Annotated in this window: 26 protein-coding genes; 10 read left to right on the top strand and 16 right to left on the bottom strand. The window is 64.5% G+C overall.

Going from position 1 to position 19,961, the window contains the following annotated elements; translation table 11 throughout:
- Window positions 1-327 carry a chorismate mutase gene (locus EJ071_RS05075; RefSeq protein ID WP_126097097.1) on the top strand — a complete coding sequence of 109 codons (327 nt, stop codon included), beginning with the start codon at window positions 1-3 and terminating at the stop codon, window positions 325-327.
- 50 nt (window positions 328-377) lie between these two features.
- Window positions 378-779 (top strand): 30S ribosomal protein S16, encoded by a 402-nt coding sequence (rpsP, locus tag EJ071_RS05070; RefSeq protein WP_126097096.1) that lies wholly within the window; start codon window positions 378-380, stop codon window positions 777-779.
- A 166-nt stretch (window positions 780-945) separates the two neighbouring features.
- Here rpsP and EJ071_RS05065 read toward each other — a convergent pair whose 3' ends face one another.
- From EJ071_RS05065 to EJ071_RS05045, 5 genes are all read right to left on the bottom strand, one after another.
- A complete protein-coding gene (locus tag EJ071_RS05065; RefSeq protein ID WP_126097095.1) occupies window positions 946-1,209 on the bottom strand; it encodes a YMGG-like glycine zipper-containing protein in 264 nt (87 codons plus the stop codon).
- 150 nt (window positions 1,210-1,359) lie between these two features.
- Window positions 1,360-1,887, bottom strand: a complete 528-nt coding sequence (locus tag EJ071_RS05060; protein ID WP_126097094.1) for an SRPBCC family protein — start codon at window positions 1,885-1,887, stop codon at window positions 1,360-1,362.
- Window positions 1,888-1,901: 14 nt separating this feature from the next.
- Window positions 1,902-2,312 (bottom strand): DoxX family protein, encoded by a 411-nt coding sequence (locus EJ071_RS05055; RefSeq protein WP_126097093.1) that lies wholly within the window; start codon window positions 2,310-2,312, stop codon window positions 1,902-1,904.
- 150 nt (window positions 2,313-2,462) lie between these two features.
- Complete coding sequence (locus tag EJ071_RS05050) at window positions 2,463-2,954, bottom strand: SRPBCC domain-containing protein (protein ID WP_126097092.1); 492 nt, start codon at window positions 2,952-2,954, stop codon at window positions 2,463-2,465.
- A gap of 75 nt (window positions 2,955-3,029) precedes the next feature.
- A complete protein-coding gene (locus EJ071_RS05045; RefSeq protein WP_126097091.1) occupies window positions 3,030-3,377 on the bottom strand; it encodes a metalloregulator ArsR/SmtB family transcription factor in 348 nt (115 codons plus the stop codon).
- Between the two features lie 250 nt (window positions 3,378-3,627).
- Between EJ071_RS05045 and EJ071_RS05040 the strand changes: the two genes are divergently transcribed.
- The gene (locus EJ071_RS05040) at window positions 3,628-4,035 is read left to right on the top strand and encodes an ACT domain-containing protein (protein WP_126097090.1); all 408 of its coding nucleotides are present in this window, start codon (window positions 3,628-3,630) and stop codon (window positions 4,033-4,035) included.
- 338 nt (window positions 4,036-4,373) lie between these two features.
- On the opposite strand, the gene EJ071_RS05035 is transcribed toward EJ071_RS05040, so the two are convergent.
- Both EJ071_RS05035 and EJ071_RS39985 read right to left on the bottom strand, forming a co-directional pair.
- Entirely contained in the window at window positions 4,374-5,408 is a 1,035-nt protein-coding gene (locus tag EJ071_RS05035; protein WP_126097089.1) for an aspartate-semialdehyde dehydrogenase, read from the bottom strand.
- Window positions 5,409-5,515: 107 nt separating this feature from the next.
- A complete protein-coding gene (locus EJ071_RS39985) occupies window positions 5,516-5,647 on the bottom strand; it encodes a hypothetical protein (protein WP_281058895.1) in 132 nt (43 codons plus the stop codon).
- A gap of 425 nt (window positions 5,648-6,072) precedes the next feature.
- Here EJ071_RS39985 and EJ071_RS05030 point away from each other — a divergent pair, with 425 nt between their 5' ends.
- The 3 genes from EJ071_RS05030 to EJ071_RS05015 all read left to right on the top strand — a co-directional run bounded on the left by EJ071_RS05030 (window position 6,073) and on the right by EJ071_RS05015 (window position 9,731).
- Complete coding sequence (locus EJ071_RS05030) at window positions 6,073-7,917, top strand: DEAD/DEAH box helicase (protein ID WP_126097088.1); 1,845 nt, start codon at window positions 6,073-6,075, stop codon at window positions 7,915-7,917.
- Between the two features lie 373 nt (window positions 7,918-8,290).
- Window positions 8,291-8,998 (top strand): DUF805 domain-containing protein, encoded by a 708-nt coding sequence (locus EJ071_RS05020; RefSeq protein ID WP_126097087.1) that lies wholly within the window; start codon window positions 8,291-8,293, stop codon window positions 8,996-8,998.
- A 73-nt stretch (window positions 8,999-9,071) separates the two neighbouring features.
- On the top strand, window positions 9,072-9,731 hold the full coding sequence (locus tag EJ071_RS05015) for a DUF805 domain-containing protein (RefSeq protein WP_126097086.1): 660 nt from the start codon (window positions 9,072-9,074) through the stop codon (window positions 9,729-9,731).
- On the opposite strand, the gene EJ071_RS05010 is transcribed toward EJ071_RS05015, so the two are convergent.
- The 6 genes from EJ071_RS05010 to leuD all read right to left on the bottom strand — a co-directional run bounded on the left by EJ071_RS05010 (window position 9,721) and on the right by leuD (window position 14,290).
- The gene (locus EJ071_RS05010; protein ID WP_126097085.1) at window positions 9,721-10,206 is read right to left on the bottom strand and encodes a GNAT family N-acetyltransferase; all 486 of its coding nucleotides are present in this window, start codon (window positions 10,204-10,206) and stop codon (window positions 9,721-9,723) included. The genes EJ071_RS05015 and EJ071_RS05010 overlap by 11 nt on opposite strands.
- A 5-nt stretch (window positions 10,207-10,211) precedes the next feature.
- On the bottom strand, window positions 10,212-11,315 hold the full coding sequence (gene leuB / locus EJ071_RS05005; RefSeq protein ID WP_126097084.1) for a 3-isopropylmalate dehydrogenase: 1,104 nt from the start codon (window positions 11,313-11,315) through the stop codon (window positions 10,212-10,214).
- A gap of 285 nt (window positions 11,316-11,600) precedes the next feature.
- The gene (locus EJ071_RS04995) at window positions 11,601-11,951 is read right to left on the bottom strand and encodes a VOC family protein (protein ID WP_126097083.1); all 351 of its coding nucleotides are present in this window, start codon (window positions 11,949-11,951) and stop codon (window positions 11,601-11,603) included.
- Between the two features lie 12 nt (window positions 11,952-11,963).
- Complete coding sequence (locus tag EJ071_RS04990; RefSeq protein WP_126097082.1) at window positions 11,964-12,347, bottom strand: RidA family protein; 384 nt, start codon at window positions 12,345-12,347, stop codon at window positions 11,964-11,966.
- Window positions 12,348-12,680: 333 nt separating this feature from the next.
- A complete protein-coding gene (locus EJ071_RS04985; RefSeq protein ID WP_126097081.1) occupies window positions 12,681-13,619 on the bottom strand; it encodes a hypothetical protein in 939 nt (312 codons plus the stop codon).
- Between the two features lie 65 nt (window positions 13,620-13,684).
- Window positions 13,685-14,290 carry a 3-isopropylmalate dehydratase small subunit gene (gene leuD, locus EJ071_RS04980; protein WP_126097080.1) on the bottom strand — a complete coding sequence of 202 codons (606 nt, stop codon included), beginning with the start codon at window positions 14,288-14,290 and terminating at the stop codon, window positions 13,685-13,687.
- A 162-nt stretch (window positions 14,291-14,452) separates the two neighbouring features.
- On the opposite strand from leuD, the gene EJ071_RS04975 reads away from it, so the two are divergent.
- From EJ071_RS04975 to EJ071_RS04960, 4 genes are all read left to right on the top strand, one after another.
- Complete coding sequence (locus tag EJ071_RS04975) at window positions 14,453-14,878, top strand: GNAT family N-acetyltransferase (RefSeq protein WP_126097079.1); 426 nt, start codon at window positions 14,453-14,455, stop codon at window positions 14,876-14,878.
- 76 nt (window positions 14,879-14,954) lie between these two features.
- Entirely contained in the window at window positions 14,955-15,275 is a 321-nt protein-coding gene (locus EJ071_RS04970; RefSeq protein WP_126097078.1) for a helix-turn-helix domain-containing protein, read from the top strand.
- Complete coding sequence (locus EJ071_RS04965) at window positions 15,272-15,721, top strand: SRPBCC family protein (protein WP_126097077.1); 450 nt, start codon at window positions 15,272-15,274, stop codon at window positions 15,719-15,721. The genes EJ071_RS04970 and EJ071_RS04965 overlap by 4 nt, the downstream gene beginning before the upstream one ends.
- Window positions 15,722-15,762: 41 nt before the next feature.
- Window positions 15,763-16,254: an SRPBCC domain-containing protein gene (locus EJ071_RS04960; protein ID WP_245460169.1), complete on the top strand. Its 492-nt coding sequence runs from the start codon at window positions 15,763-15,765 to the stop codon at window positions 16,252-16,254.
- A gap of 220 nt (window positions 16,255-16,474) precedes the next feature.
- Here EJ071_RS04960 and EJ071_RS04950 read toward each other — a convergent pair whose 3' ends face one another.
- The 3 genes from EJ071_RS04950 to EJ071_RS04940 all read right to left on the bottom strand — a co-directional run bounded on the left by EJ071_RS04950 (window position 16,475) and on the right by EJ071_RS04940 (window position 19,960).
- Window positions 16,475-17,641: an FAD-binding oxidoreductase gene (locus EJ071_RS04950; protein WP_126097075.1), complete on the bottom strand. Its 1,167-nt coding sequence runs from the start codon at window positions 17,639-17,641 to the stop codon at window positions 16,475-16,477.
- A gap of 67 nt (window positions 17,642-17,708) precedes the next feature.
- Complete coding sequence (locus EJ071_RS04945) at window positions 17,709-19,277, bottom strand: HAMP domain-containing sensor histidine kinase (protein WP_126097074.1); 1,569 nt, start codon at window positions 19,275-19,277, stop codon at window positions 17,709-17,711.
- On the bottom strand, window positions 19,265-19,960 hold the full coding sequence (locus EJ071_RS04940; protein ID WP_126097073.1) for a response regulator transcription factor: 696 nt from the start codon (window positions 19,958-19,960) through the stop codon (window positions 19,265-19,267). Before EJ071_RS04940 ends, EJ071_RS04945 begins: the two co-directional genes overlap by 13 nt.
- Window position 19,961 lies beyond the last annotated feature (1 nt).

Genomic DNA, 19,961 nt, shown 5'->3' with positions numbered 1-19,961 from the left:
ATGAACGAGGAGAAGGACATGGCCGACGCACGCGCCGTTCTGGCGGGCTACCGCGCTTCGATCGACAACATCGACGCCGCCCTCATCCATATGCTGGCCGAGCGCTTCCGCTGCACCAAGGCGGTCGGTGTGCTGAAGGCCGAGCATGGCCTGCCGCCCGCCGATCCGGCGCGCGAGCAGCAGCAGATCGCCCGCCTCCGCCAACTGGCGAAGGATGCGCATCTCGACCCGGACTTCGCGGAAAAATTTCTCAACTTTGTGGTCCGCGAAGTGATCCGGCATCACGAACAGATCGCCGCTAACAACGGCGTAACGAAAGCCGGCTGAGAACCAGCCTTGACCCGATCAACGACATCAGAGCTTTTTAGGAGAAAACAATGGCACTGAAGATCAGACTGGCCCGTGCGGGCTCGAAGAAGCGTCCCTATTACCACGTCGTCGTCGCCGACGCCCGTTCGCCGCGCGACGGCCGTTTCATCGAAGCGCTCGGCTCGTGGAACCCGCTGCTGCCGAAGGACGGCGAACGCGTCAAGGTCGACGCCGACCGCGTCAAGCACTGGCTGTCGCACGGCGCCCAGCCGACCGACCGCGTGCTGCGCTTCCTCGACGAGGCCGGCCTTGCCAAGCGTCCGGCCCGCTCGAACCCGGCGAAGGCCCTGCCCGGCAAGAAGGCGCAGGAGCGCGCCGCCCTGCTGAAAAAGGCCCAGGAAGACGCCGCTGCTGCCGTTGCCGCCGCGTCTGCCGCGCCGGCCGAGGCGGAAGCCGCCACCGCAGAGTAATTCCTGCCTTTCACAATGCATGTCGCCCAAAAGTGCGCAGCGGCTTTGGGAAAACGACATGCATCAAAACAAAGACTTAAAGCGCGTCGTCTGAATTCGCTTCAGTGCGACGCGCTTTTACGAAAACGGCGGGTCTTTGCCCGCCGTTTTTCTTTGGTTTGATGCCTCAATAGCCTGACGGGCAACGCGCGATGTAGACGCGCCCGTAGCGGTCGCGGTAGCGGCACTGGCCTCTCTCGCTGGCACGGCCGATCAGAGCGCCGGCCACCGCGCCGACGGCGCCGCCGACCACCGCGCCCTGAACCGGCTCGTTGGCGACAGCCGCGCCGACGGCCGCACCGCCCAGACCGCCGATCGCGGCACCTTTTTCCGTTTGCGAGCACGCGCCGAGCGCCGTCGCCAACACCAGAATGACCATCGCTTTCTTCATTGTGGTTCCTCTCACGCGGATCGCCGTCCTCGCCGCCATGTCTTTAACTCGCAAACGGCTAATTTGATCCCGGGGCAACGGAGATTGGCGCTTCGAGTGCCTGCGCCGGTTGCGCCGGCACACCACGATGCCATTGAAATCACTAATGATTTACCGTTCTGTGGCGCGTTTCAGATTGTCGAGCCCAGCCTCGAAATCCTTGCCGATCAGTTTATCGAAATTCATGAACAGGCCCATCAGCTTGGCGATGAACGGCCGGCCGCCGCGCATCGCCCAGGTGACCGTGGTGCCGCTGCCCGACGGGGTCAAAGTGAAGTCGACGGTGTTGTTGGCCCGGAACGGCTTCTCGAAATCGAGCTTCAGCGAGACCAGCGACGACGGCACCGAATTGGTGATCTCCATCCGGCCCTTTCCGGCCTTGGAATTGCCTTCCCAGGCATAGGCCGCGCCTTTTCCGCTTTCGGCGCCGGAAAGCGTTCGTTTCATGTCCGGATCGAGCTTTTCGAAGGGCGACCATTCGGGCCAGCGCTTGAAGTCGTCGATCAGCGGGAAGATCGCCTCGGCCGGCGCCTTGATGCTGGCGGACCGGCTGACGACGAAATCGTTCGGCCGTGTCGCGGCATAGATGAGCACGGCCGCTATGATGACGACCAGGATGATGAGGATGGCGGCGAGCATCTTTTTCTCCTCCCTTATCGCGTCAACGGGATCAGCGCGCGCAGCTTGGGGTTCCTTAGGAACAAGCCGGCCCATAGGATGATACCGAGATAGACGCCGAACAGCGTATGGGAGAAAAGCGGGCTGTCGACCCGCACCTTGGTGGCGATGGCGCCGCCCATGTACGCGGTGAGCAGGATAGCGCCGAGCACAGAGGTGCGCGGCAGCGCGTAGAGCGCCGTCGAAATCAGTCCTATGATGCCGAGCATACGCGCGACATTGGGATCCGCCGGCCAGCCGAGCTCCACCATCGTCTGGGTGACGATGTCCAGCGGCGGCAGCTTGATCACGCCGTCGAAGATCATGAACAGCACGATGACGGCGCTGAGCACACGACCGGTCCACAGGGCGCCCAACGACACGGGCGCGGTTTGAGAGATGCTCATTTACGTTCCCTCCTGATAATCATCGATACGCTAGCCGCCTTTGGCAGGTTCGAACCAAGGACGCGGCACGAGTCGACTGGCCGACACGTCCCGAAATCTTTTTTCACTGAGGCGCGCAGTTCATTCCGACGCGCCAAATGGCACTCTCGCTCAGAGCATCTTGAGATAGGCGTCTAGCCGCTCGTAGCTCGACATGACCATCTGGCCAAAGCCCATCTTCACCGCCATGTCGCGTGCAGCGATCGAGTTGGCGCGAACGGTCGCTACGATTCGTGTCTTGCCGCCGAAATCCTCGAACAGGATGGTCGTCACCATATTGGGTGGTGGCAAGGTATCCTGCCACTGGCTGCGGTCGAATGGCGCGTCGCGATAGACGATCCGCTCCGGGGGAGCGATCTCCAGATAGACACTGTTGGTCGGGTATTCGCTGCCATCGGCGAAACGCATGGTCAGGCGCCATTCGCCGCCTGGCCGCGCATCCATCTCGCAGACCGGGTAAGTCGACCCTTCTGGCCCCCAGAACCGGATCAGATGGTAGGGGTCGGTGAACAGCTTGAACATCAGCGAGCGTGGCGCATCAAAGGTTCGGGTGATGATGATCACCGGGTCGTCGGATGGAAGTTCGATCTTCTGATCTGTCATTTTCCCCTCTCGATTGTCTTGACAGGACAAGGCAGTTTTCAAGCCGCTCACAAGCGGCGCGCTAGTTCGCCGGTATCAATTTCGGTCTCCGCCCGAGTCCCCCGCCTGCAAGGTTTGCAGATAGGTTTCGAGCCGATCGAAGCGGGCGTCCCACAAGGCGCGATAGGATTCCAGCCATTCATCGATGGCACGCAACGGCTCCGGCTGTAGACGGCGCGGCCGAAACTGCGCGTCGCGGCCACGCGCCACTAGCCCCGCGCGCTCCAGCACCTTGAGATGCTTCGAGACTGCCGGAAAGCTCATGGCGAACGGCTCCGCCAGCTCGGTCACCGAGGCTTCGCCAAGCGACAGGCGCGCCAGGATGGCGCGCCGTGTCGGATCGGCAAGCGCCGCTAATGTGAGGCTGAGACTGTCGGTCGCCAAGGCTATAGAACCATTTAGTTATGTAACTTATCGGTTCTATAAGAGGTAACGAAGAGCGCGTCAAGTGCCGCAGATTGAAACTAGCTGAACGGATGTCCGGTCCGCCTCAATCAGCCGAGCGGACTGCCTACTCGAGACAGGTCGCAGCAGGCTGACTCGCGAGGACTATCGGAAATCGGCGACAAATGGACTATTGGCGAAGGCAATCCGGGAGCATGACACTGCCAGCAGCACCATCCGGGGAGAATCGATGACCGGCGAGACCGACCTGCAAAGACTGCTGGCTTCGATGAAGCCGGAATTGCTTCCAGGTGTCCATGTTTTCGCAACACTGCCGCCCGGCACGTCCCTGCCAGGAAACCTCAAGCCCGTCATGATCTTTCGCGAGCGGGAAGGCCTGACGCTGATCGTGACGGAGGACGAGGCGAAATCAGGCGGCCTAGCCGGCACGTTCCGCTGCAGGATGATCACGCTAAACATCCACTCCTCGCTGGAGGCGGTCGGCTTTCTGGCTGCGATCACGACGCGGCTGGCCGCGGCCGGCATGGGCCTTAATCCGGTCTCGGCTTTTTATCATGACCATCTGTTCGTCCCCGCCGATCGGGCAGAGGAGGCGTTCGCCATCCTACGGCAGCTGGCGGCGGACAGCGGCGACTAACGCCTGAGCACATAGAGGCCCCAATCGGCCGAAGGCCGAGCCCGCGACTGCGGGCCGCCGGTCGCCCGGCGCCCCGCGGAGGGCCCGCCGCGGCAGCGGCGATACGGCCCGTGAGCGAAAACCAAATCAGCCGAAGGCCGAGCCCGCGACCGCGGGCCGCCGGCCGTCCGGCGCCCCCGCGGAGGCCCGCCGCGGCAGCGGCGGAACAGCCCGTGAGCGAAAACCAAATCGGCCGAAGGCCGAGCCCGCGACCGCGGGCCGCCGGTCGTCCGGCGCCCCCGCGGAGGGCCCGCCGCGGCAGCGGCGATACGGCCCGTGAGCGAAAAACAGAATCCCCGTCAGGCCGCCTTCTTCTTCGGCTGGATCAAGCCACGCTCGACCAGCAGCTCGGCGATCTGGATGGCGTTCAGCGCCGCGCCCTTGCGCAGATTGTCGGAGACGACCCACATCGACAGGCCGTTGTCGATGGTCGAGTCCTCGCGGATGCGCGAGATGAAGGTGGCGTCCTCGCCGGCCGATTCGAGCGGCGTGATGTAGCCGCCGTTCTCGCGCTTGTCCAAGACCTGGCAGCCGGGTGCGTCTCGAAGAATTTCCCGCGCCTCATCCGCCGTGATCGGCTTCTCGAACTCGATGTTGACCGCTTCCGAATGGCCGATGAACACCGGCACGCGCACGCAGGTCGCCGTCAGCTTGATCTTGGGGTCGAGCATCTTCTTGGTTTCGGCGACCATTTTCCACTCTTCCTTGGTGAAGCCGTCGTCGAGGAAGACGTCGATATGCGGAATGACGTTGAAGGCGATGCGCTTGGTGAACTTCTTGACGTCGACCTGGTCGGCGACGAAGACAGCGCGGGTCTGGGTAAAGAGTTCGTCCATGCCTTCCTTGCCGGCGCCCGAAACCGACTGATAGGTGGCGACGACGACGCGCTTGATGGTGGCGACGTCATGCAGCGGCTTCAGCGCAACAACGAGCTGCGCCGTCGAGCAGTTCGGGTTGGCGATGATGTTCTTGCGCGAGAATTGCTCGATCGCATCCGGGTTCACCTCCGGCACGATCAGCGGCACGTCCGGGTCGTAGCGGAAGGCCGAGGAATTGTCGATGACGACGCAGCCCTGCTTGCCGATCTTGGGCGACCATTCCTTGGAAACATTGCCGCCGGCCGACATGACGCAGATGTCGGTGTCGGAAAAGTCGTAGGTGTCGAGCGCCTTGACCTTCAGCGTGCGGTCGCCGAAGGACACCTCGGTGCCCTGGCTGCGCCGTGAGGCCAGCGCCACCACTTCGCTCGCCGGGAAGCCGCGCTCGTCCAGAATGTTGAGCATCTCGCGGCCCACATTGCCCGTGGCGCCGACTACCACAACCTTGAAACTCATCGAAATCTCCTGTCCCTCTCCGCTTGGTTGTTGGAGAAAACCCGCCGGCCTCATGCGGGTTCCGTCCCCCGGGCCGAACCCGGGAGAGGGTGGTTAGGCCAAGGGAATCACACCGTTTTGGTGGTGGTTTTGGCCATGGTTTTGCTGGAACGGACGGACGCGCCGAAGCGCCCGGCCCGATGGTCTGCATCGCGGCTGGGGGCATCGAATGCAAGAAGAGCCATCAGAAGGCCGCGCATCGAAGACGATCCCGTTCGGTGCCGGCTTTTACGCGGTTTGGTAAAAGAGTCAATCGGCGTGGCGCCTCTCCCTTCTCCCCGTCACTATACGGGGAGAAGGTGCCCGAAGGGCGGATGAGGGGCGGCGCTGACTTCGATAGTTAGCTCGTCCGGAAGGGGGGCCAGATGCCTCGCCCCCTCCTCATCATCAACGTTCGCGCTGCCCCTCACCTGCCTGCCGGCATCCTCTCCCCGTAGTGACGGGGAGAGGGGCGCTCTCGCTGGCGGTTTCGCCAACTGCCGGCGCAGCACAGTTACTGCGCTGGTGAAGCCATCCTCTATACAAGTGAGGCCGCAGGAAGTACGAACAGCCCAAATTGTCTGGCAGGCGCAGTGTCGGCCGTGTGCTCACCACAAGCCCAGACCCCGAATTCCGAAAGAAGAAAATGTCCAGTTTCGAAACGATCGTTCCTGCGCTGGCAGAGGCGCTGGAAAAGCGCGGTTATTCAGCGCTGACCGCCGTCCAGAAGGCGGTTCTGGCGCCCGAGCTTGGCCAGGCGGATGCGCTGGTTTCGGCGCAGACCGGTTCCGGCAAGACCGTCGCCTTCGGCCTCGCCATGGCGCCGACCTTGCTCGACGGCGCGCAACGCTTCGCCGCTGCCGGCGCGCCGCTGGGACTGGTGGTGGCGCCGACGCGCGAGCTGGCGCTGCAGGTCAAGCGCGAGCTGGAGTGGCTCTATGAGCTCACCGGCGCCACCGTGGCATCCTGCGTCGGCGGCATGGATATGCGCGGCGAGCGTCGGGCGCTGGAACGCGGCGCCCATATCGTTGTCGGCACGCCTGGACGGCTGCGCGACCACATCACGCGAAACGCGCTCGACATGTCGGCGCTCAAGGCCGTGGTGCTCGACGAGGCCGACGAGATGCTCGATCTCGGCTTTCGCGAGGATCTCGAATTCATCCTCGACGCCGCACCGGCCGAGCGGCGCACGCTGATGTTTTCGGCGACCGTGCCGCGCTCCATCGCCACGCTGGCCAAGAGCTACCAGCGCGATGCCGTGCGCATCTCGGCCGCCGGCGAGGAAAAACAGCATCTCGACATCGAATACCGGGCGCTGAGCGTCGCCCAGGGCGATCGCGAGAACGCCATCATCAACGTGCTACGCTATTATGAGGCGAAGAACGCGCTGGTGTTCTGCAACACGCGCGCCGCCGTCAATCATCTCACCGCGCGCTTCAACAACCGCAATTTTTCGGTCGTGGCACTTTCCGGCGAGCTCAGCCAGAACGAGCGCAGCCATGCGCTGCAGGCGATGCGCGACGGCCGCGCCAAGGTCTGCATCGCAACGGACGTCGCCGCGCGCGGCATCGACCTGCCCAATCTCGAACTGGTGGTCCATGCCGACCTGCCGACCAACCCGGAGACGCTGCTGCATCGCAGCGGACGGACGGGCCGCGCCGGACGAAAAGGGGTGAGCGCGCTGATCGTGCCGGGCAATGCCCGCCGGCGCACCGAAAGGCTGCTGCAAAGCGCGAAGCTGACGGCGACCTGGGCGGGCCCGCCATCGGCCGACGACGTGCTGCGCCGCGACGACGAGCGCATCCTCGCCGACCCCGCCTTCGGGGAGCCTGTGCGCGAGGACGAGCGCGGCTTCATCGCAACACTGCTTGAGAAGCATGGCGCCGAGCAGGTGGCCGCCGCCTTCGCGCGGCTCTGCCGTTCCAGCCGCTCGGCGCCGGAAGAGCTTCTCGAGACCGCGCCGTTCGCACCATCGGGCGACAAGTTTGCGGGCCGCGACGAGACGCCCTCTCGCCGCGAAGAGTTCGGCGACAGCGTCTGGTTCGCGCTGTCGGTGGGACGCCGGCAGAATGCCGAGCCGCGCTGGCTGATCCCGATGCTGTGCCGCACCGGCGGCATCAGCAAGCGCGAGATCGGCGCAATCAAGATGCAGCCCGAAGAAACCTTCGTGCAGGTCGCCGCCGACTGGGCCGACCGCTTCCTGGCCGCGATCGGCCCCGACCGCAAGCTGCAGGGCAGCATCGTGGTCAGGCGGCTCGACGGCGCGCCTGATCTTTCGAGAGCCGGCTATCAGCCGCCACGACCCGACAAGAAGCCGCATCGCGGCAAGCGCGGTTTCGATCAGGGCGGTCCCGGATTCGAGAAGCGGGCGCCGAGCGAGCGTCAGCCCGGGACGCCGGACTCAAAACCCTGGGCGAAGAAACCCGGCAAAGCGAAATTCGAGAAGGCCGAACCGACCAAGCACAAAAAGGCAAGGAAACGGCCTGGCTGAGCCCTCGCCCCGATTCAGTGGTCCATAGCCACCCAAGGACTCGCCAGGGCAACGGAACCAACTACAGAAGTCTGCGCCGCCCCTCATCGCCCTGCCGGGCACTTCTCCCCGTATAGTGACGGGGAGAAGGGGGCTGGCCGCGACCTCGGCGCTCTTCTTGCGACATTGGCGATTGGCGAAAGCGGCGACGACAGCGCCCTCTCCCCGTCACTATACGGGGAGAGGATGCCGGCAGGCAGGTGAGGGGCAGCGCCTACGTCGGATAAGCAAAGACGAGGCTTTAGACCTGACCAAATGCTCTCCATTTCCGCATGCCTCTTGCGGTTCGCCGCGACTTTGAACAGTCTAGGCGTGGCGCAAAGGGGGACGGGCAATGCGCGGCGAAGTTCTTCACTATGACGAGCAGCAGGGCTTCGGTTTCATCGCGGGTGCCGACGGCAAGCGCTACACATTCGCGCGCGAGGACCTGCGCCGCGAAATGGCGCTGGCGAGGGGCGACGAGGTCGAGTTCCAGCCGAACGGCGATCGGGCAAGCGGCATCTTGTCTATCCGCGCCCGCATGACCTCTCCCGCAAGGGGCGGCTCGCCGGCTGCTCCCGCCGCACCGCTGCCCGGCAGCGCGCCCGCGCCGGCGCATTTCGGCCGCAACGCCGAGAACGGGACGGCGCAATCCACCGGCCTGTGGAGCTATTTCTGGCGCGGCCTGACGACGAACTACGTCAACTTCTCCGGCCGCGCCCGGCGCAAGGAGTTCTGGGGCTTTTGCCTGTTCTGGACGATCGGCCTTGTTGTCGCCATCGGTGTCGGGCTGTCCGCGGACTTGTCGCGCGGCGATGTCGAGGGCGGCGGCGACGGACCGGTCGTCATGTTCGGCCTTTTCGGTCTTTACGTCCTGCTCACGATCCTGCCCTGGATCGCGCTCATCGTGCGCCGGCTGCACGATCTCGGTCTGACCGGCTGGCTCGCCATCCTCTGCTTCCTGCCCTATGTCGGCGGGCTCGCCACCCTGGTCTTCGCGCTGATCCCGACCCAGGCCGGCGACAACAAATGGGGACCGGTGCCGGCCGGCGTCAGGCTCTAACGGAAAACGTGCACGTTGCAATTTACCGCAACCTTAGGTAGTTTTGCGGGACGCTACGCAAGGGGGAACGGCAATGCGCGGTACGGTGTTTCACTACGACCAGGATCACGACTACGGCTACATCAACGGCGTTGACGGCAAGCGCTACATCTTCAGCCGCGCCGACCTGACCCAGAACATGACCATTTCCAGAGCCATGCCGGTCGAGTTCACGCCGGACGACGGAACGGCGCCCGATATCGTGGCCGCGAGAACAGCCGCAGCGCCGCCAAGCGGCAGTCGGCAGCCTGCGGGCGGCCGCGCCACCGAAAACCGTTCCGCCACGTCGATGGGGCTCTGGGCGTATTTCCTGCGAGCGCTGGGCGATGACTACTTGAATTTCACCGGCCGAGCCCGCCGCAAGGAGTTTTGGGCATTCTATCTCTGGTTCTCCATCTTGTTCGTCGCGCTGTTCGGTTTCGGCATTCTGCTCAACCTGGCGATAAGCGGTTTCGATGACGGTCCAGGGACCTCGATCGGGCACATTCCTGCCCTGCTTTTCGTGCTGGCAGCGATCCTGCCGTCGATCGCGGTCGTCGTGCGGCGTCTGCACGACATCGGGCTGACCGGCTGGCTTGTCTTGCTTTGCTACACTCCGGCTTTGGGCGCCATGGCCTTTCTCGTCTTCGGTCTTCTTCCCTCTCAATTCAAGGAGAACCGGTGGGGTCCGATGCCGGCTGGTGTCAGGATTTAGCGGCCGTCCTCAGCGCCTCGCCGGACAGCCTGAGGAACACCTTCTGGCTGTGGCGCTCGGCACCGAGCCGGCCGTAGAAGCGCTGCGCGCCTTCGTTCCAGTCTTCGGTCGTCAGATCGATGCGGCCGATGCCCTTGCTGACACAATGATTGGCGAGAAAGCCGATCAGCGCTCGGCCAACGCCTTTGTTGCGGGCGCTGCCGCGCACGAACAGGTCCTTCAGGAACATCAGCCGTTCGAGATCGATGCCGGGATGCGCGATCGCCACCGATGCCAACCCGACAACCGCCCCGTCCGAAAAGGCCATCGCGAAATGCGGATAGGCCGGGCTTTCGTCGCCGAGCCACTGCCTCGCCGTAGCCGTCGCCCGGCCGTGATCGAGCGGCGCCTGCCGATAGTGCGCCGCCATCTCGCAAAGCACGGTGGCGAGCGCCTCGGCGTCTTCGGTCGTCGCCCAGCGGACGTCGACCGCCATTTGAGCTAGCCCAGGAACTTGGCGATGATGGCATCGCCCATTTGGGTGGTGCCGACCTCGGTCATGCCTTCGGACATGATGTCCTTGGTGCGCAGGCCGTCGTCGAGCACGGCGGCGATTGCCGCTTCGAGCTTGTCGGCCTCGGCCACCATGGCGAAGGAATAGCGCAGGCACATAGCGAAGGATGCGATCATCGCGATCGGGTTGGCGATGCCCTTGCCGGCGATGTCGGGCGCCGAGCCGTGCACCGGCTCGTAGAGCGCCTTGCGCTTCTTGGTCTTGACGTCCGGCGCGCCGAGCGAGGCCGAAGGCAGCATGCCGAGCGAGCCCGTCAGCATCGCCGCCACGTCTGACAGCATGTCGCCGAACAGATTGTCGGTGACGATGACGTCGAACTGTTTCGGCCAGCGCACCAGTTGCATGCCGCCGGCGTCGGCCAGCATGTGGTCGAGCTTGACGTCGCTGAATTTGGCCTTGTGCGTCTGGGTGACCACCTCGTTCCACAGCACGCCCGACTTCATGACGTTGCGCTTTTCCATAGAAGTCACATGGTTGCGGCGCGTCCGCGCGAGCTCGAAGGCGATGCCCGAGATGCGCTCGATCTCGAACGTGTCGTAGACCTGCGTGTCGATGCCGCGCTTCTGGCCGTTGCCGAGATCGATGATCTCTTTCGGCTCGCCGAAATAGACGCCGCCGGTGAGCTCGCGCACGATCAATATGTCGAGCCCCTCGACCACCTCTTGCTTGAGCGAGGAGGATGCCGCGAGCGCCGGATAGCAGATCGCCGGGCGAAGATTGGCGAACAGCTCCATGTCCTTGCGCAGCCGCAGCAGTCCGGCCTCGGGGCGCACCTCGTAAGCCACCTTGTCCCATTTCGGCCCGCCGACCGCGCCGAACAGCACGGCGTCCGCGGCAATCGCCTTTGCCATGTCGGCATCGGAGATCGCCGCGCCATGCGCATCGTAGGCTGAGCCGCCGACCAGCCCCTCGTCGGTGACGAAACCGCTGTCGAGCTTCCCGTTCATGGCGGCAATCAGCTTCTTCACCTCGGCCATGGCCTCGGGGCCGATGCCGTCGCCGGCGAGCAGGAAGAGATTTTTCGAAGCCATGGAGAACCGTCCGGGAGAGAGAATTGAACCGCGGCCTTGCTAAACGTCGGGCGGGCTGTGCGCAAGAGGACGAGCGCCGAGATCCTTCACACCCCCCTCTGCCCTGCCGGGCATCTCCCCCGCAAGGGGGGAGATCGATGTCGCGCCGGCTTTCGCTAATCTCCTAACGCCGCAGGAAGAAGCGAGGCGCCGAAACTGCCAATCTCCCCCCTTGCGGGGGAGATGTCCGGCAGGACAGAGGGGGGTGCTGTCCCGCCAGCGTCTCAAAGGAGACGTGCAGCGCACCTACCGGTGCGAGAGAATATTCACCAGCCGGCCGAACGGGTCGCGCACATAGAAACGCCGCACGCCCCAGGGTTCGTCCGCGGGGCCGTATTCGATGGCGAAGCCGGCCTTGCGCATGGCGGCAAACGCCGCATCGACGTCGTCGACCTCGATCGAGAGATCCGGCACCGGCGTGCCGGATCCGCCTTCAGCCATGAAGCTGATCTGGACGGTCATTGTCTCTTGCGAGCCGTAAGTGGCGATCCAGCCTAGATCCATGAGCGGATCGAGGCCGAGCACGTCCTGATAGAAGCGTTTCGCCGCCGCGATATCCTGTGTGGCGATGTTGGCTACGATGCGCCGGACCTGCATGGTTTCAGCTCCTCATGCCGTGCGCTTGAGCGCCGTCACCTCGATCTCGATCTTCATCTCGGGCTTGTTGAGCTGGCAGACGATCATCGTCGCCGCCGGACGGATGTCGCCGAATGCCTCGCCGAGGATTGGGAAGACCACGTCAACATAAGCCTGGTCGGTGACGTAGTAATGCGCCCGCACCACATCGGCCATGTCGAAGCCGCCCTCGGCCAGAGCCTTGGCGATGGTCGCGAGGCAGTTGCGCGTCTGCGCCTCGATAGTCTCCGGCATCGTCATCGTGGCATAGTCGTAGCCGGTCGTTCCCGACACGAAACACCAGTCGCCCTGCACCACCGCGCGGGAGTAACCGGCGGTTTTTTCGAAGGGGGAGCCGGTGGAGATGAGCTTGCGCATGGGGGCCTCGCGTTGGTTGGCATGCATCTAGCAAAAGAAGCGCTGCTGGTCGTGGGCCAGGCAAGGCGGACCATTATCACGAATGCAAACGCAAGCCTCAGAGATTAGCCGAAGCATCCCTCCGGTCGTCATTCCAGGGCGGAGCAAGGAGCGAAGCGACGCGCGCAGACCCTGGAATCCATACCGTGACATCGAGGCGTCGCAGCGGTGCAGAATTCTGGCACGCAGTATTCCTCGGCAACCGTTACGGAATGGATCCTCGGGTCTGCGCTCCGCTGCGCGTCGCTCCGCCCGTGGATGACGAAGCCGCGAGGGCGCACCGTCGCGAAAACCCTAATTCCCCGATCCCTGCGCCTCGTCCAGCGCCTTCTTGATATCCTCCGGCCAGTTCTTCACCGGCGGCCAGGCATCCGGCTCGGGATTGTCGCCGCGGCGGGCGAAATAGACCTTGTGCTTCACCGGGTCGACCGCCATGAAGCCGTCATTGCCGCCGCAGTCATGCGGCACGCAGCCGCTGGCGTAGAAAGCGCCGGAGGCCGTCTTTTCGGTGCCGCCGCCGACCAGCAGGCTGGTCGCCACATCCGGCATGTCCTTGCCGAGCAGCGCCTCTGCCGCCTTGTAGACGGCCTCGTTGTGGAACGCGTCGATGATGTTGTCGTATTTCGACGGATCGACGTCCTTCCAGTCGGTGCCGGGTTCCGGCGAATAGGTGAGCTCGCCCGAGGTCGTCAGCCCGGTGGTCGGCGACCATTGCAGCGCCGGCTTGGAATCGCCCGGCAGGAGGTAGGGCACGAAATAGATGGCGTTGTCGGAGACCGCCGCCGGCGGCGCGCCGCATTCGTCCTGCTCGACCGTGATGGTCTGGATCTCGCCGTCCTTCGGCTTCCAGACGATGACCTTGGCCGGTCCGCACTGGTTGCCGCCGTCGCCGACGTCGACCAGCGCCACGTTGACGTCGCCGATCTTGACGATCCTGTCGAAAAAGACGTCGTAGTTGCTGGCGAGCTCCTTGCCGTCATAGGACAGCACCTTCTCGCCGTCCTGTTCCGGCTGCGTGATGGTGAGCTGGCCACCCTCGAACGGGATCGGCGCCTGGCTGTCATCGTCTGGCGCGGCCGCGTCGTCGCTGCCCGATCCCTGAACGGTCGTTCCCTGGTCGGAAGTTTCAGGCGTCTGCTGGGTGGCGGGCGTTTGTGTCTGCGCGCTTGCGCCGGCCATAGCCAGAAGGATTGCCGCCGAGGCGCAGGCGCCGGCCAGAAGCGAGCGTGTCATGACTGTCCCTCCATTCAGCCGCCGCAAACCCGGCCTGCGAGGGCCGGGCTATGAGTTCACAACGCTCAGGCCCAGGGGCGCTGCTCGGCATTCTTCTTCTCGAAGGACGCGATGGCGCCGGCCTTCTCCATGGTGAGCCCGATGTCGTCGAGGCCGTTCAACAGGCAGTGGCGCTTGAAGTCGTCGAGGTCGAACGTGACCACGCCGCCGTCCGGGCCGCGGATCTCCTTGGCCTCGAGATCGACCGACAGCGTCGCGTTGGAGCCGCGCGAGGCGTCGTCCATCAGCTTGTCGAGGTCCTCCGGGCTGACGGTGATCGGCAGGATGCCGTTCTTGAAGCAATTGTTGTAGAAAATGTCGGCGAACGAGGTCGAGATCACGCAGCGAATGCCGAAATCAAGCAGCGCCCAGGGCGCATGCTCGCGGCTCGAGCCGCAGCCGAAATTGTCGCCGGCGACCAGGATCTGCGCCTTGCGGTAGGCCGGCTTGTTGAGCACGAAATCCGGGTTCTCCGAGCCGTCGTCCTTGTAGCGCATCTCGGCGAACAGGCCGGTGCCAAGCCCGGTGCGCTTGATCGTCTTCAGGTAGTCCTTCGGGATGATCATGTCGGTGTCGACATTGACGATCGGCATGGGCGCGGCGACGCCTGTGAGCTTGGTGAATTTGTCCATGGTCCTTGCCCGTCTTCTTTTGCTGCGGGGAATTTTGCGGGACGGTTTACACAAAGCCGGCGGCAAATGAAAGGCAACTGTTGGCGGTTGGGCTTGGGCCATCGAACAAGAGATCGGCACCGCGCACTTTCAAAATGCCGACCGATCGGGCACCTTGGCGGCATGGCGCCGATTTCGAAGATTCTCTACGCAAGCGAACCCACGCTCGATGTCGCCGAATTCCGCCGCGTGCTGGTGGAATCCGGCCTCGGCGAAACGCGCCCCGTCGATGACGAGGCCCGGCTGAAGACGATGCTCGGCAATGCCAGCCTGGTGCTGACGGCGCGCCTCGATATCGAAGGCAAGCCGCTGATCGGCGTCGCTCGCGGCGTCACCGACTTCTCCTGGGTCTGCTACATTTCCGAGCTCGCCGTGTCTGCCTCAGCGCAAGGGCTGGGCGTCGGCAAGGGCCTGATGGACGAGGCGCGCCGCCAGCTCGGCCCTTCGGTCGCCGTCAGCCTGATCTCGCTGCCCGACGCCGTCGGCTTCTACGAGCGCATCGGCATGAAACGCATGACCGACGCCTTCTGGTTTTCCCGCAAGAACTGACGCCATTCACCGGCAAGTGATTGCCTGGTTCCGTCGTGCCACTTGACATGCAACCAAATGGTTGCATATTAAAGCCATGAGCATGGATGCCGTCTTTCGCGCTTTGGCCGACCCGACTCGCCGGCAATTGCTGGACAGCCTCTATGCCCGGAACGGGCAGACGCTGAATGCGCTCTGCGAACGGATGGACATGACTCGCCAGGCGGTGACCAAGCACCTGGTGATCCTGGAAGAAGCAAATCTAGTCACCACCGTGCGCCGGGGCCGGGAGAAGGAGCACTACCTCAACCCCGTTCCGATCAACGAGATCGCCGAGCGTTGGATCGGCAAGTTCGAGCGGGGGCGATTGGCCGCCCTCAGCGACCTGAAGCAACGCCTTGAAAGGGAAGAGCCGTGAGCAACAACAGTTTCGTCTACGTCACCTATATCCGCACCACGCCGGAAAAACTCTGGACGGCGCTGACCGATCCGGAATTCAACCGGCAGTTCTTTCTCTGCTCCTACCAGGAGAGCGACTGGAAGGTTGGGTCGAGCTGGAGGCTGATCTTTCCCGACGGCCGTGTTGCCGACTCGGGCGAGATCCTCGAGATCGACCCGCCAAAACGCCTGGTCATCAAATGGCGCAACGAATGGCTGCCCGAGGTGAAGGAGGATGGCTACACGCGCTGCACCTTCACCATCGAGCAGGAGGGCGAGCTGATAAAGCTTGCCGTCACCCATGAGGCCGACGGCCCGCACAGGCTGATCGAGAATGTCGCCAAGGGCTGGCCGCTGGTGTTGGCGAGCCTCAAGAGCCTGCTCGAGACCGGCAAGGGTTTCGAGCGTCCGCCGTCAAAGGATTGAGGGATTCGTTTCGAAATCGAAACGAACCGAAGGAGGTTGCGATGATGCTGGGGCATTCCTGGCCGCAGGCCATGGCGAACGCCGAGACGGTCATGGCCGCGGCCGAAATCCCGGCGGCTCCAGAGGCAGTCTTCACCGCGCTCGTCACCGACGACATCGAGCGCTGGTGGGGATCCGCCGAAACCTACCGGATGACCGGTTGGACCGCCGACCTCCGCGCCGGCGGGCGGTGGAGCCTCACCGTCAAAACGGCGGACGGCAGCCGCCTGCCCGCCAGCGGGAGATTCCTCGAGATCGAGGTACCGCGCCGGATCGTGCAGACAAGGCGCTACGACTGGGATCACCCGACGCTGGGGCGTCACGAAACGACGGTCGCCTATCTGCTGGAGCCGACCCCCGCCGGCACCCGGCTCACCATCTGCCATGGCGGCTTCGCCGGCTTCCCGGACGCGGCGGCCGAGCATGCGGAGGGGTGGGCGCGGGTGCTGGGGTGGCTGCAACGGTATCTTGGTGAGAGAAGGCGGGCGGCGTAAGCAGCCAACGTTGCGATCCTTCGCGCCCCCCTCTGCCCTGCCGGGCATCTCCCCCTCAAGGGGGGAGATCAGCTGTCACGCCGGCTTTCGCCAATCACCGACGTTGCAGAATGAGCCAGGCGCCCGAGCTGCCAATCTCCCCCTTGAGGGGGAGATGTCCGGCAGGACAGAGGGGGGTGCTGTCCCGCCAGCGCTGGAGTGACTTCTCGTCACCCACCCCTCAAATCACATTAAGCTCCCGGAACGCCCTTCCCTCGGCTACCCGCCCATACCCGAACGCCGAGCAATCGATCGTCCTATACCCGCCATGCACGATGAGCTCCGAGAGCGCCTTGCCGACCGCCGGCGCCTGCTGCAGGCCGTGGCCGGAAAAACCGTTGGCGAAGAGGAAGTTTTCGACCTCCGGATGCGGGCCGATCACCGCGTTCTGGTCGAGCGTGTTGTAGTCGTAGTGCCCGACCCAGGCGCGCGTCGGCTTGATCGCCTCGAAGGCGGGGATGCGGGTGGCGAGCACCGGCCAGATCACCTCCTCGAACAGCGGCCAGTTGACCTCGAAATCCTTCGGGTCGGGTGCGCTATCGCCTTCCTCCGGCTCGGCGCCGCCGGTGAGGTAGACCGAGCCTTCGGGCCGCACATAGATGCCGGATGGATCGACCAGCAGCGGCATGTCGGCATATCTCTCGCGCGCCTCGAAGACGAAGACGTTGCGCTTGCGCGGCTCGACCGGCAGCGCGAGCCCGGCCAAAGCCGCCACCTTGCCGGCATTCGGGCCGGCGGCGTTGACGATGATGCCGGCCTCAAGCGTCTCGCCATTGTCGAGGGAGACACCGGCGACGCGATTGCCGTCTCGTGAAATGCCGGTGACCGAAGCCGTGATGAAATCGATCTTCTTGTCGCGCAGCGCCTTGCGGAACAGCATCAGCAGCGCATGCGCGTCGAACCAGCCTTCGCCGCTGCGGCCATAAGCGCCGGCGGAAATGCCTTCGGTCGACAGCCAGGGGAAACGGCGCGTCAGCTGCCCGGCATTTTCCAGCACGATGTCGGCGCCCTCGGCGATCTGCGCCTGATGATTGGCCTTGAGGATCGGCAGCCCGGCCTCGCCGGCAAGGATGAGATAGCCGCCTTCGCGGAAGCCGATATCGGCGTCGGCGCCAAATGTTTCCTTCAGCCGCCGGAACAGTTTCAGCGTGAATTGCGACAGGCGGATGTTTTCCGGAATCGAGAATTGCTGGCGGATCGAGGCCAGGGACAGCGTCGTCGCGGCCTGGGAAAATAGCGGATCGCGCTCGATCAGCGCGATGGAGCCCGAGAATCCTTCCTCGCGCAGGTAGTAGGCGACGGAGGAACCGACGATGGCCCCGCCGATGATGACGATGTCGTAGCGCACTCTTCTCGGCTCTCCAGCTTAGAACATGATCCGGAAAGCCGGTTTTCGGACAAGATCATGCTCGGACTCACACTCCCGGCAAATTGATCTCGAAGCGCGTGCCGCGTGCGGAGTCAACCAGCGTTATCGTGCCATCATGCGCTTTCAGGAGGGCCAGCACGATGCCGAGGCCCATGCCGGTGCCGCCGGCCTCGCGCCTTGTGGTGAAGAACGGCTCGAACACTTTTGTGCGGTTGCTGGGCGAGATGCCGTCGCCGTCGTCGCCGATATGGACCGCCACTCTTTCGCCTGCGCTTGCGGCGCCGATCGTGACCTCTCTCGCGCCGTGCCTGGCCGAATTGTCGATCAGGTTGGCGAGCACGATCGCGAGATTCTCACCTGAGATGCCGAGGCTGGCATCGCCGCCGGCCTCGATGTGCGCCTCCAGCCTGGTGTCGACCGGCAGCAAGGCCAGCGCCGCGTTGAGCGTCGTGCTTTCGCCGCTCGGCGCCAGGTTTTCCGCGCGCGCCAGCTCGAGCAGCCGGCGCACCAGGAGATTGAGCCGCCCGGCATCGGTAACGATGTTGTTGGAAAAGCGCCGCCGCTCGGCCTCGTCCATCGTCCCGCCAGAATCCCTGAGCAGCTCGGCCGCGCCCTGGATCGCCGTCAGCGGCGATTTCAGCTCGTGCGAGACATGGGTGGCGAAGGTCTGGATGCTGTCGGAGCGCGCCTGCAATTTGGCGGCCATGTCGAGGAAAGCGGCCGACAGCGCCGCCATCTCGCGCGTGCCGTGATGGTCGAGCGGCCGCATCGCATCGCGATCCCCCGCGGCGATGCGTTTTGTCCGCTCGATCAGCGCATAGATCGGCCGGCTGACGGTGCGGATGAACACCAGCGCGATCAGCAGCGTGCCGCCGAGCATGGCGAGCGCCGCGAGCGTGACCTTCCCGCGCTCGCCATAGAGGTGCTTGACGATGTTGTTCGGCGTTCTCGACAGGTACACCACTCCGGCGACCTTGCCATCGAGATCGACCGGCATGGCGACGAAGACGCGCACCTTGGTGCCGCGGCTCACCGAATAGAGCGGCGGCGGCGGCTGGTCGGGTATCCTGAGACGGAGTTCGCTCGCATAAGAGCCGGCGAGCGCCTGCCGCACCTCCTCGACCTGGCCGAGCGACAAGCCCAGCTCATCGCCGCCGGCAATGACGACGCCATGCGGGTCGAGCAGGCGGAAGCCGGCAAGCGTCGTCTTCTGCGTCTCGTCGAGGATGCCGTCGAGCCGCGCGCCGATCGCGGCGAGAGCCGGATCGGCGGTCTCGGGAAGACCAGCCGGGCGCGTCGGCATGACATCGTCGGAGGCAAGGTCGAGGCGCGGCTCGATCGGCTCGTAGGGATAATTGGTATTGTCACGCACCGCAGGCATTTGCGCGCCGAGCTTGTCAGGCGGGATGCCGGCGGCGCGCACCGCGTCGGCATAGATGGCGGCGACGACCGCGCCCTGCGCGATGAGCTCGCCCTCGGTCTGGCGGATCAGCTGGTTCTCATAGAGCCGGAAGAAGAACAGCCCGACCAGCGGCAGCGCCATCACCACGATCAGGATGGCGACGACGACGGTGGCAAGCCTGGGCCGCCATCTTTCCTTGCTCAACCACCGCATCGGCCGAGCCGGAAGCCGACGCCATGCACGGTCGCGATCGCATCCAGGCAGCCGACCGCCGCCAGCTTGGCGCGGATGTTGCGGATATGGCTGTCGACGGTGCGTTCCGAGACATGGATATTCGATTGATAGGCATTGGCCTTCACCGCGTCGCGGCCAAGCACGTGCTGCGGACGGGCGAGAAAGCCTTTGAGGATCGCGAACTCGATCGCCGTTAAGATGAGCGGCTTGCCGTCGAAGCAGGCGGCGTGGCTCGTCGGAACAAGCGTGAGCTTGCCATGCGCGAATTGCCGGTCGTCAGTTTCTTCCGGTGACGCCGGGCGGGCGCGCCGCAGGATGACGTTGACGCGGGCGACCAACTCGCGCGGGCTGAACGGTTTCGTCACATAGTCGTCGCCGCCCATTTCCAGGCCGAGGATGCGGTCGATTTCTTCATCCCGCGCCGACAGGAACAGCACCGGCACGTCGGAGCGCTGGCGCAACCTGCGGCAGACCTCCAGCCCGTCCATCTCCGGCATGCCGATGTCGAGTACGATGAGATCGGGCGCGCGGCGATCGACCGCCTGCAGGGCGGCGGCGCCGTCGGCCACGCCTAGCGCCTTCATGCCGGCCTTTTCCAGCGCGAAGCAGATGATCTCGCGGATATGCGGGTCGTCATCGGCGACGAGGATGTTGTGCGGCATC

Source organism: Mesorhizobium sp. M1B.F.Ca.ET.045.04.1.1, assembly GCF_003952465.1.
GTDB classification, from domain to species: domain Bacteria; phylum Pseudomonadota; class Alphaproteobacteria; order Rhizobiales; family Rhizobiaceae; genus Mesorhizobium; species Mesorhizobium shonense.
Note: the sequence above shows the minus strand (reverse complement) of the source record. Positions and strands in the feature narration are given on the sequence as shown.

Bases quoted from the DNA above. Each gene is read 5' to 3' on its own strand.
- EJ071_RS05075 (WP_126097097.1), top strand. From the start codon at position 1: ATGAACGAGGAGAAGGACATGGCCGACGCACGCGCCGTTCTGGCGGGC.
- rpsP (WP_126097096.1), top strand. From the start codon at position 378: ATGGCACTGAAGATCAGACTGGCCCGTGCGGGCTCGAAGAAGCGTCCC.
- EJ071_RS05065 (WP_126097095.1), bottom strand. From the start codon at position 1,209: ATGAAGAAAGCGATGGTCATTCTGGTGTTGGCGACGGCGCTCGGCGCG.
- EJ071_RS05060 (WP_126097094.1), bottom strand. From the start codon at position 1,887: ATGCTCGCCGCCATCCTCATCATCCTGGTCGTCATCATAGCGGCCGTG.
- EJ071_RS05055 (WP_126097093.1), bottom strand. From the start codon at position 2,312: ATGAGCATCTCTCAAACCGCGCCCGTGTCGTTGGGCGCCCTGTGGACC.
- EJ071_RS05050 (WP_126097092.1), bottom strand. From the start codon at position 2,954: ATGACAGATCAGAAGATCGAACTTCCATCCGACGACCCGGTGATCATC.
- EJ071_RS05040 (WP_126097090.1), top strand. From the start codon at position 3,628: ATGACCGGCGAGACCGACCTGCAAAGACTGCTGGCTTCGATGAAGCCG.
- EJ071_RS05035 (WP_126097089.1), bottom strand. From the start codon at position 5,408: ATGAGTTTCAAGGTTGTGGTAGTCGGCGCCACGGGCAATGTGGGCCGC.
- EJ071_RS39985 (WP_281058895.1), bottom strand. From the start codon at position 5,647: ATGCGCGGCCTTCTGATGGCTCTTCTTGCATTCGATGCCCCCAGCCGC.
- EJ071_RS05030 (WP_126097088.1), top strand. From the start codon at position 6,073: ATGTCCAGTTTCGAAACGATCGTTCCTGCGCTGGCAGAGGCGCTGGAA.
- EJ071_RS05020 (WP_126097087.1), top strand. From the start codon at position 8,291: ATGCGCGGCGAAGTTCTTCACTATGACGAGCAGCAGGGCTTCGGTTTC.
- EJ071_RS05015 (WP_126097086.1), top strand. From the start codon at position 9,072: ATGCGCGGTACGGTGTTTCACTACGACCAGGATCACGACTACGGCTAC.
- EJ071_RS05010 (WP_126097085.1), bottom strand. From the start codon at position 10,206: ATGGCGGTCGACGTCCGCTGGGCGACGACCGAAGACGCCGAGGCGCTC.
- leuB (WP_126097084.1), bottom strand. From the start codon at position 11,315: ATGGCTTCGAAAAATCTCTTCCTGCTCGCCGGCGACGGCATCGGCCCC.
- EJ071_RS04995 (WP_126097083.1), bottom strand. From the start codon at position 11,951: ATGCAGGTCCGGCGCATCGTAGCCAACATCGCCACACAGGATATCGCG.
- EJ071_RS04990 (WP_126097082.1), bottom strand. From the start codon at position 12,347: ATGCGCAAGCTCATCTCCACCGGCTCCCCCTTCGAAAAAACCGCCGGT.
- EJ071_RS04985 (WP_126097081.1), bottom strand. From the start codon at position 13,619: ATGACACGCTCGCTTCTGGCCGGCGCCTGCGCCTCGGCGGCAATCCTT.
- leuD (WP_126097080.1), bottom strand. From the start codon at position 14,290: ATGGACAAATTCACCAAGCTCACAGGCGTCGCCGCGCCCATGCCGATC.
- EJ071_RS04975 (WP_126097079.1), top strand. From the start codon at position 14,453: ATGGCGCCGATTTCGAAGATTCTCTACGCAAGCGAACCCACGCTCGAT.
- EJ071_RS04970 (WP_126097078.1), top strand. From the start codon at position 14,955: ATGAGCATGGATGCCGTCTTTCGCGCTTTGGCCGACCCGACTCGCCGG.
- EJ071_RS04960 (WP_245460169.1), top strand. From the start codon at position 15,763: ATGATGCTGGGGCATTCCTGGCCGCAGGCCATGGCGAACGCCGAGACG.
- EJ071_RS04945 (WP_126097074.1), bottom strand. From the start codon at position 19,277: ATGCGGTGGTTGAGCAAGGAAAGATGGCGGCCCAGGCTTGCCACCGTC.
- EJ071_RS04940 (WP_126097073.1), bottom strand. From the start codon at position 19,960: ATGCCGCACAACATCCTCGTCGCCGATGACGACCCGCATATCCGCGAG.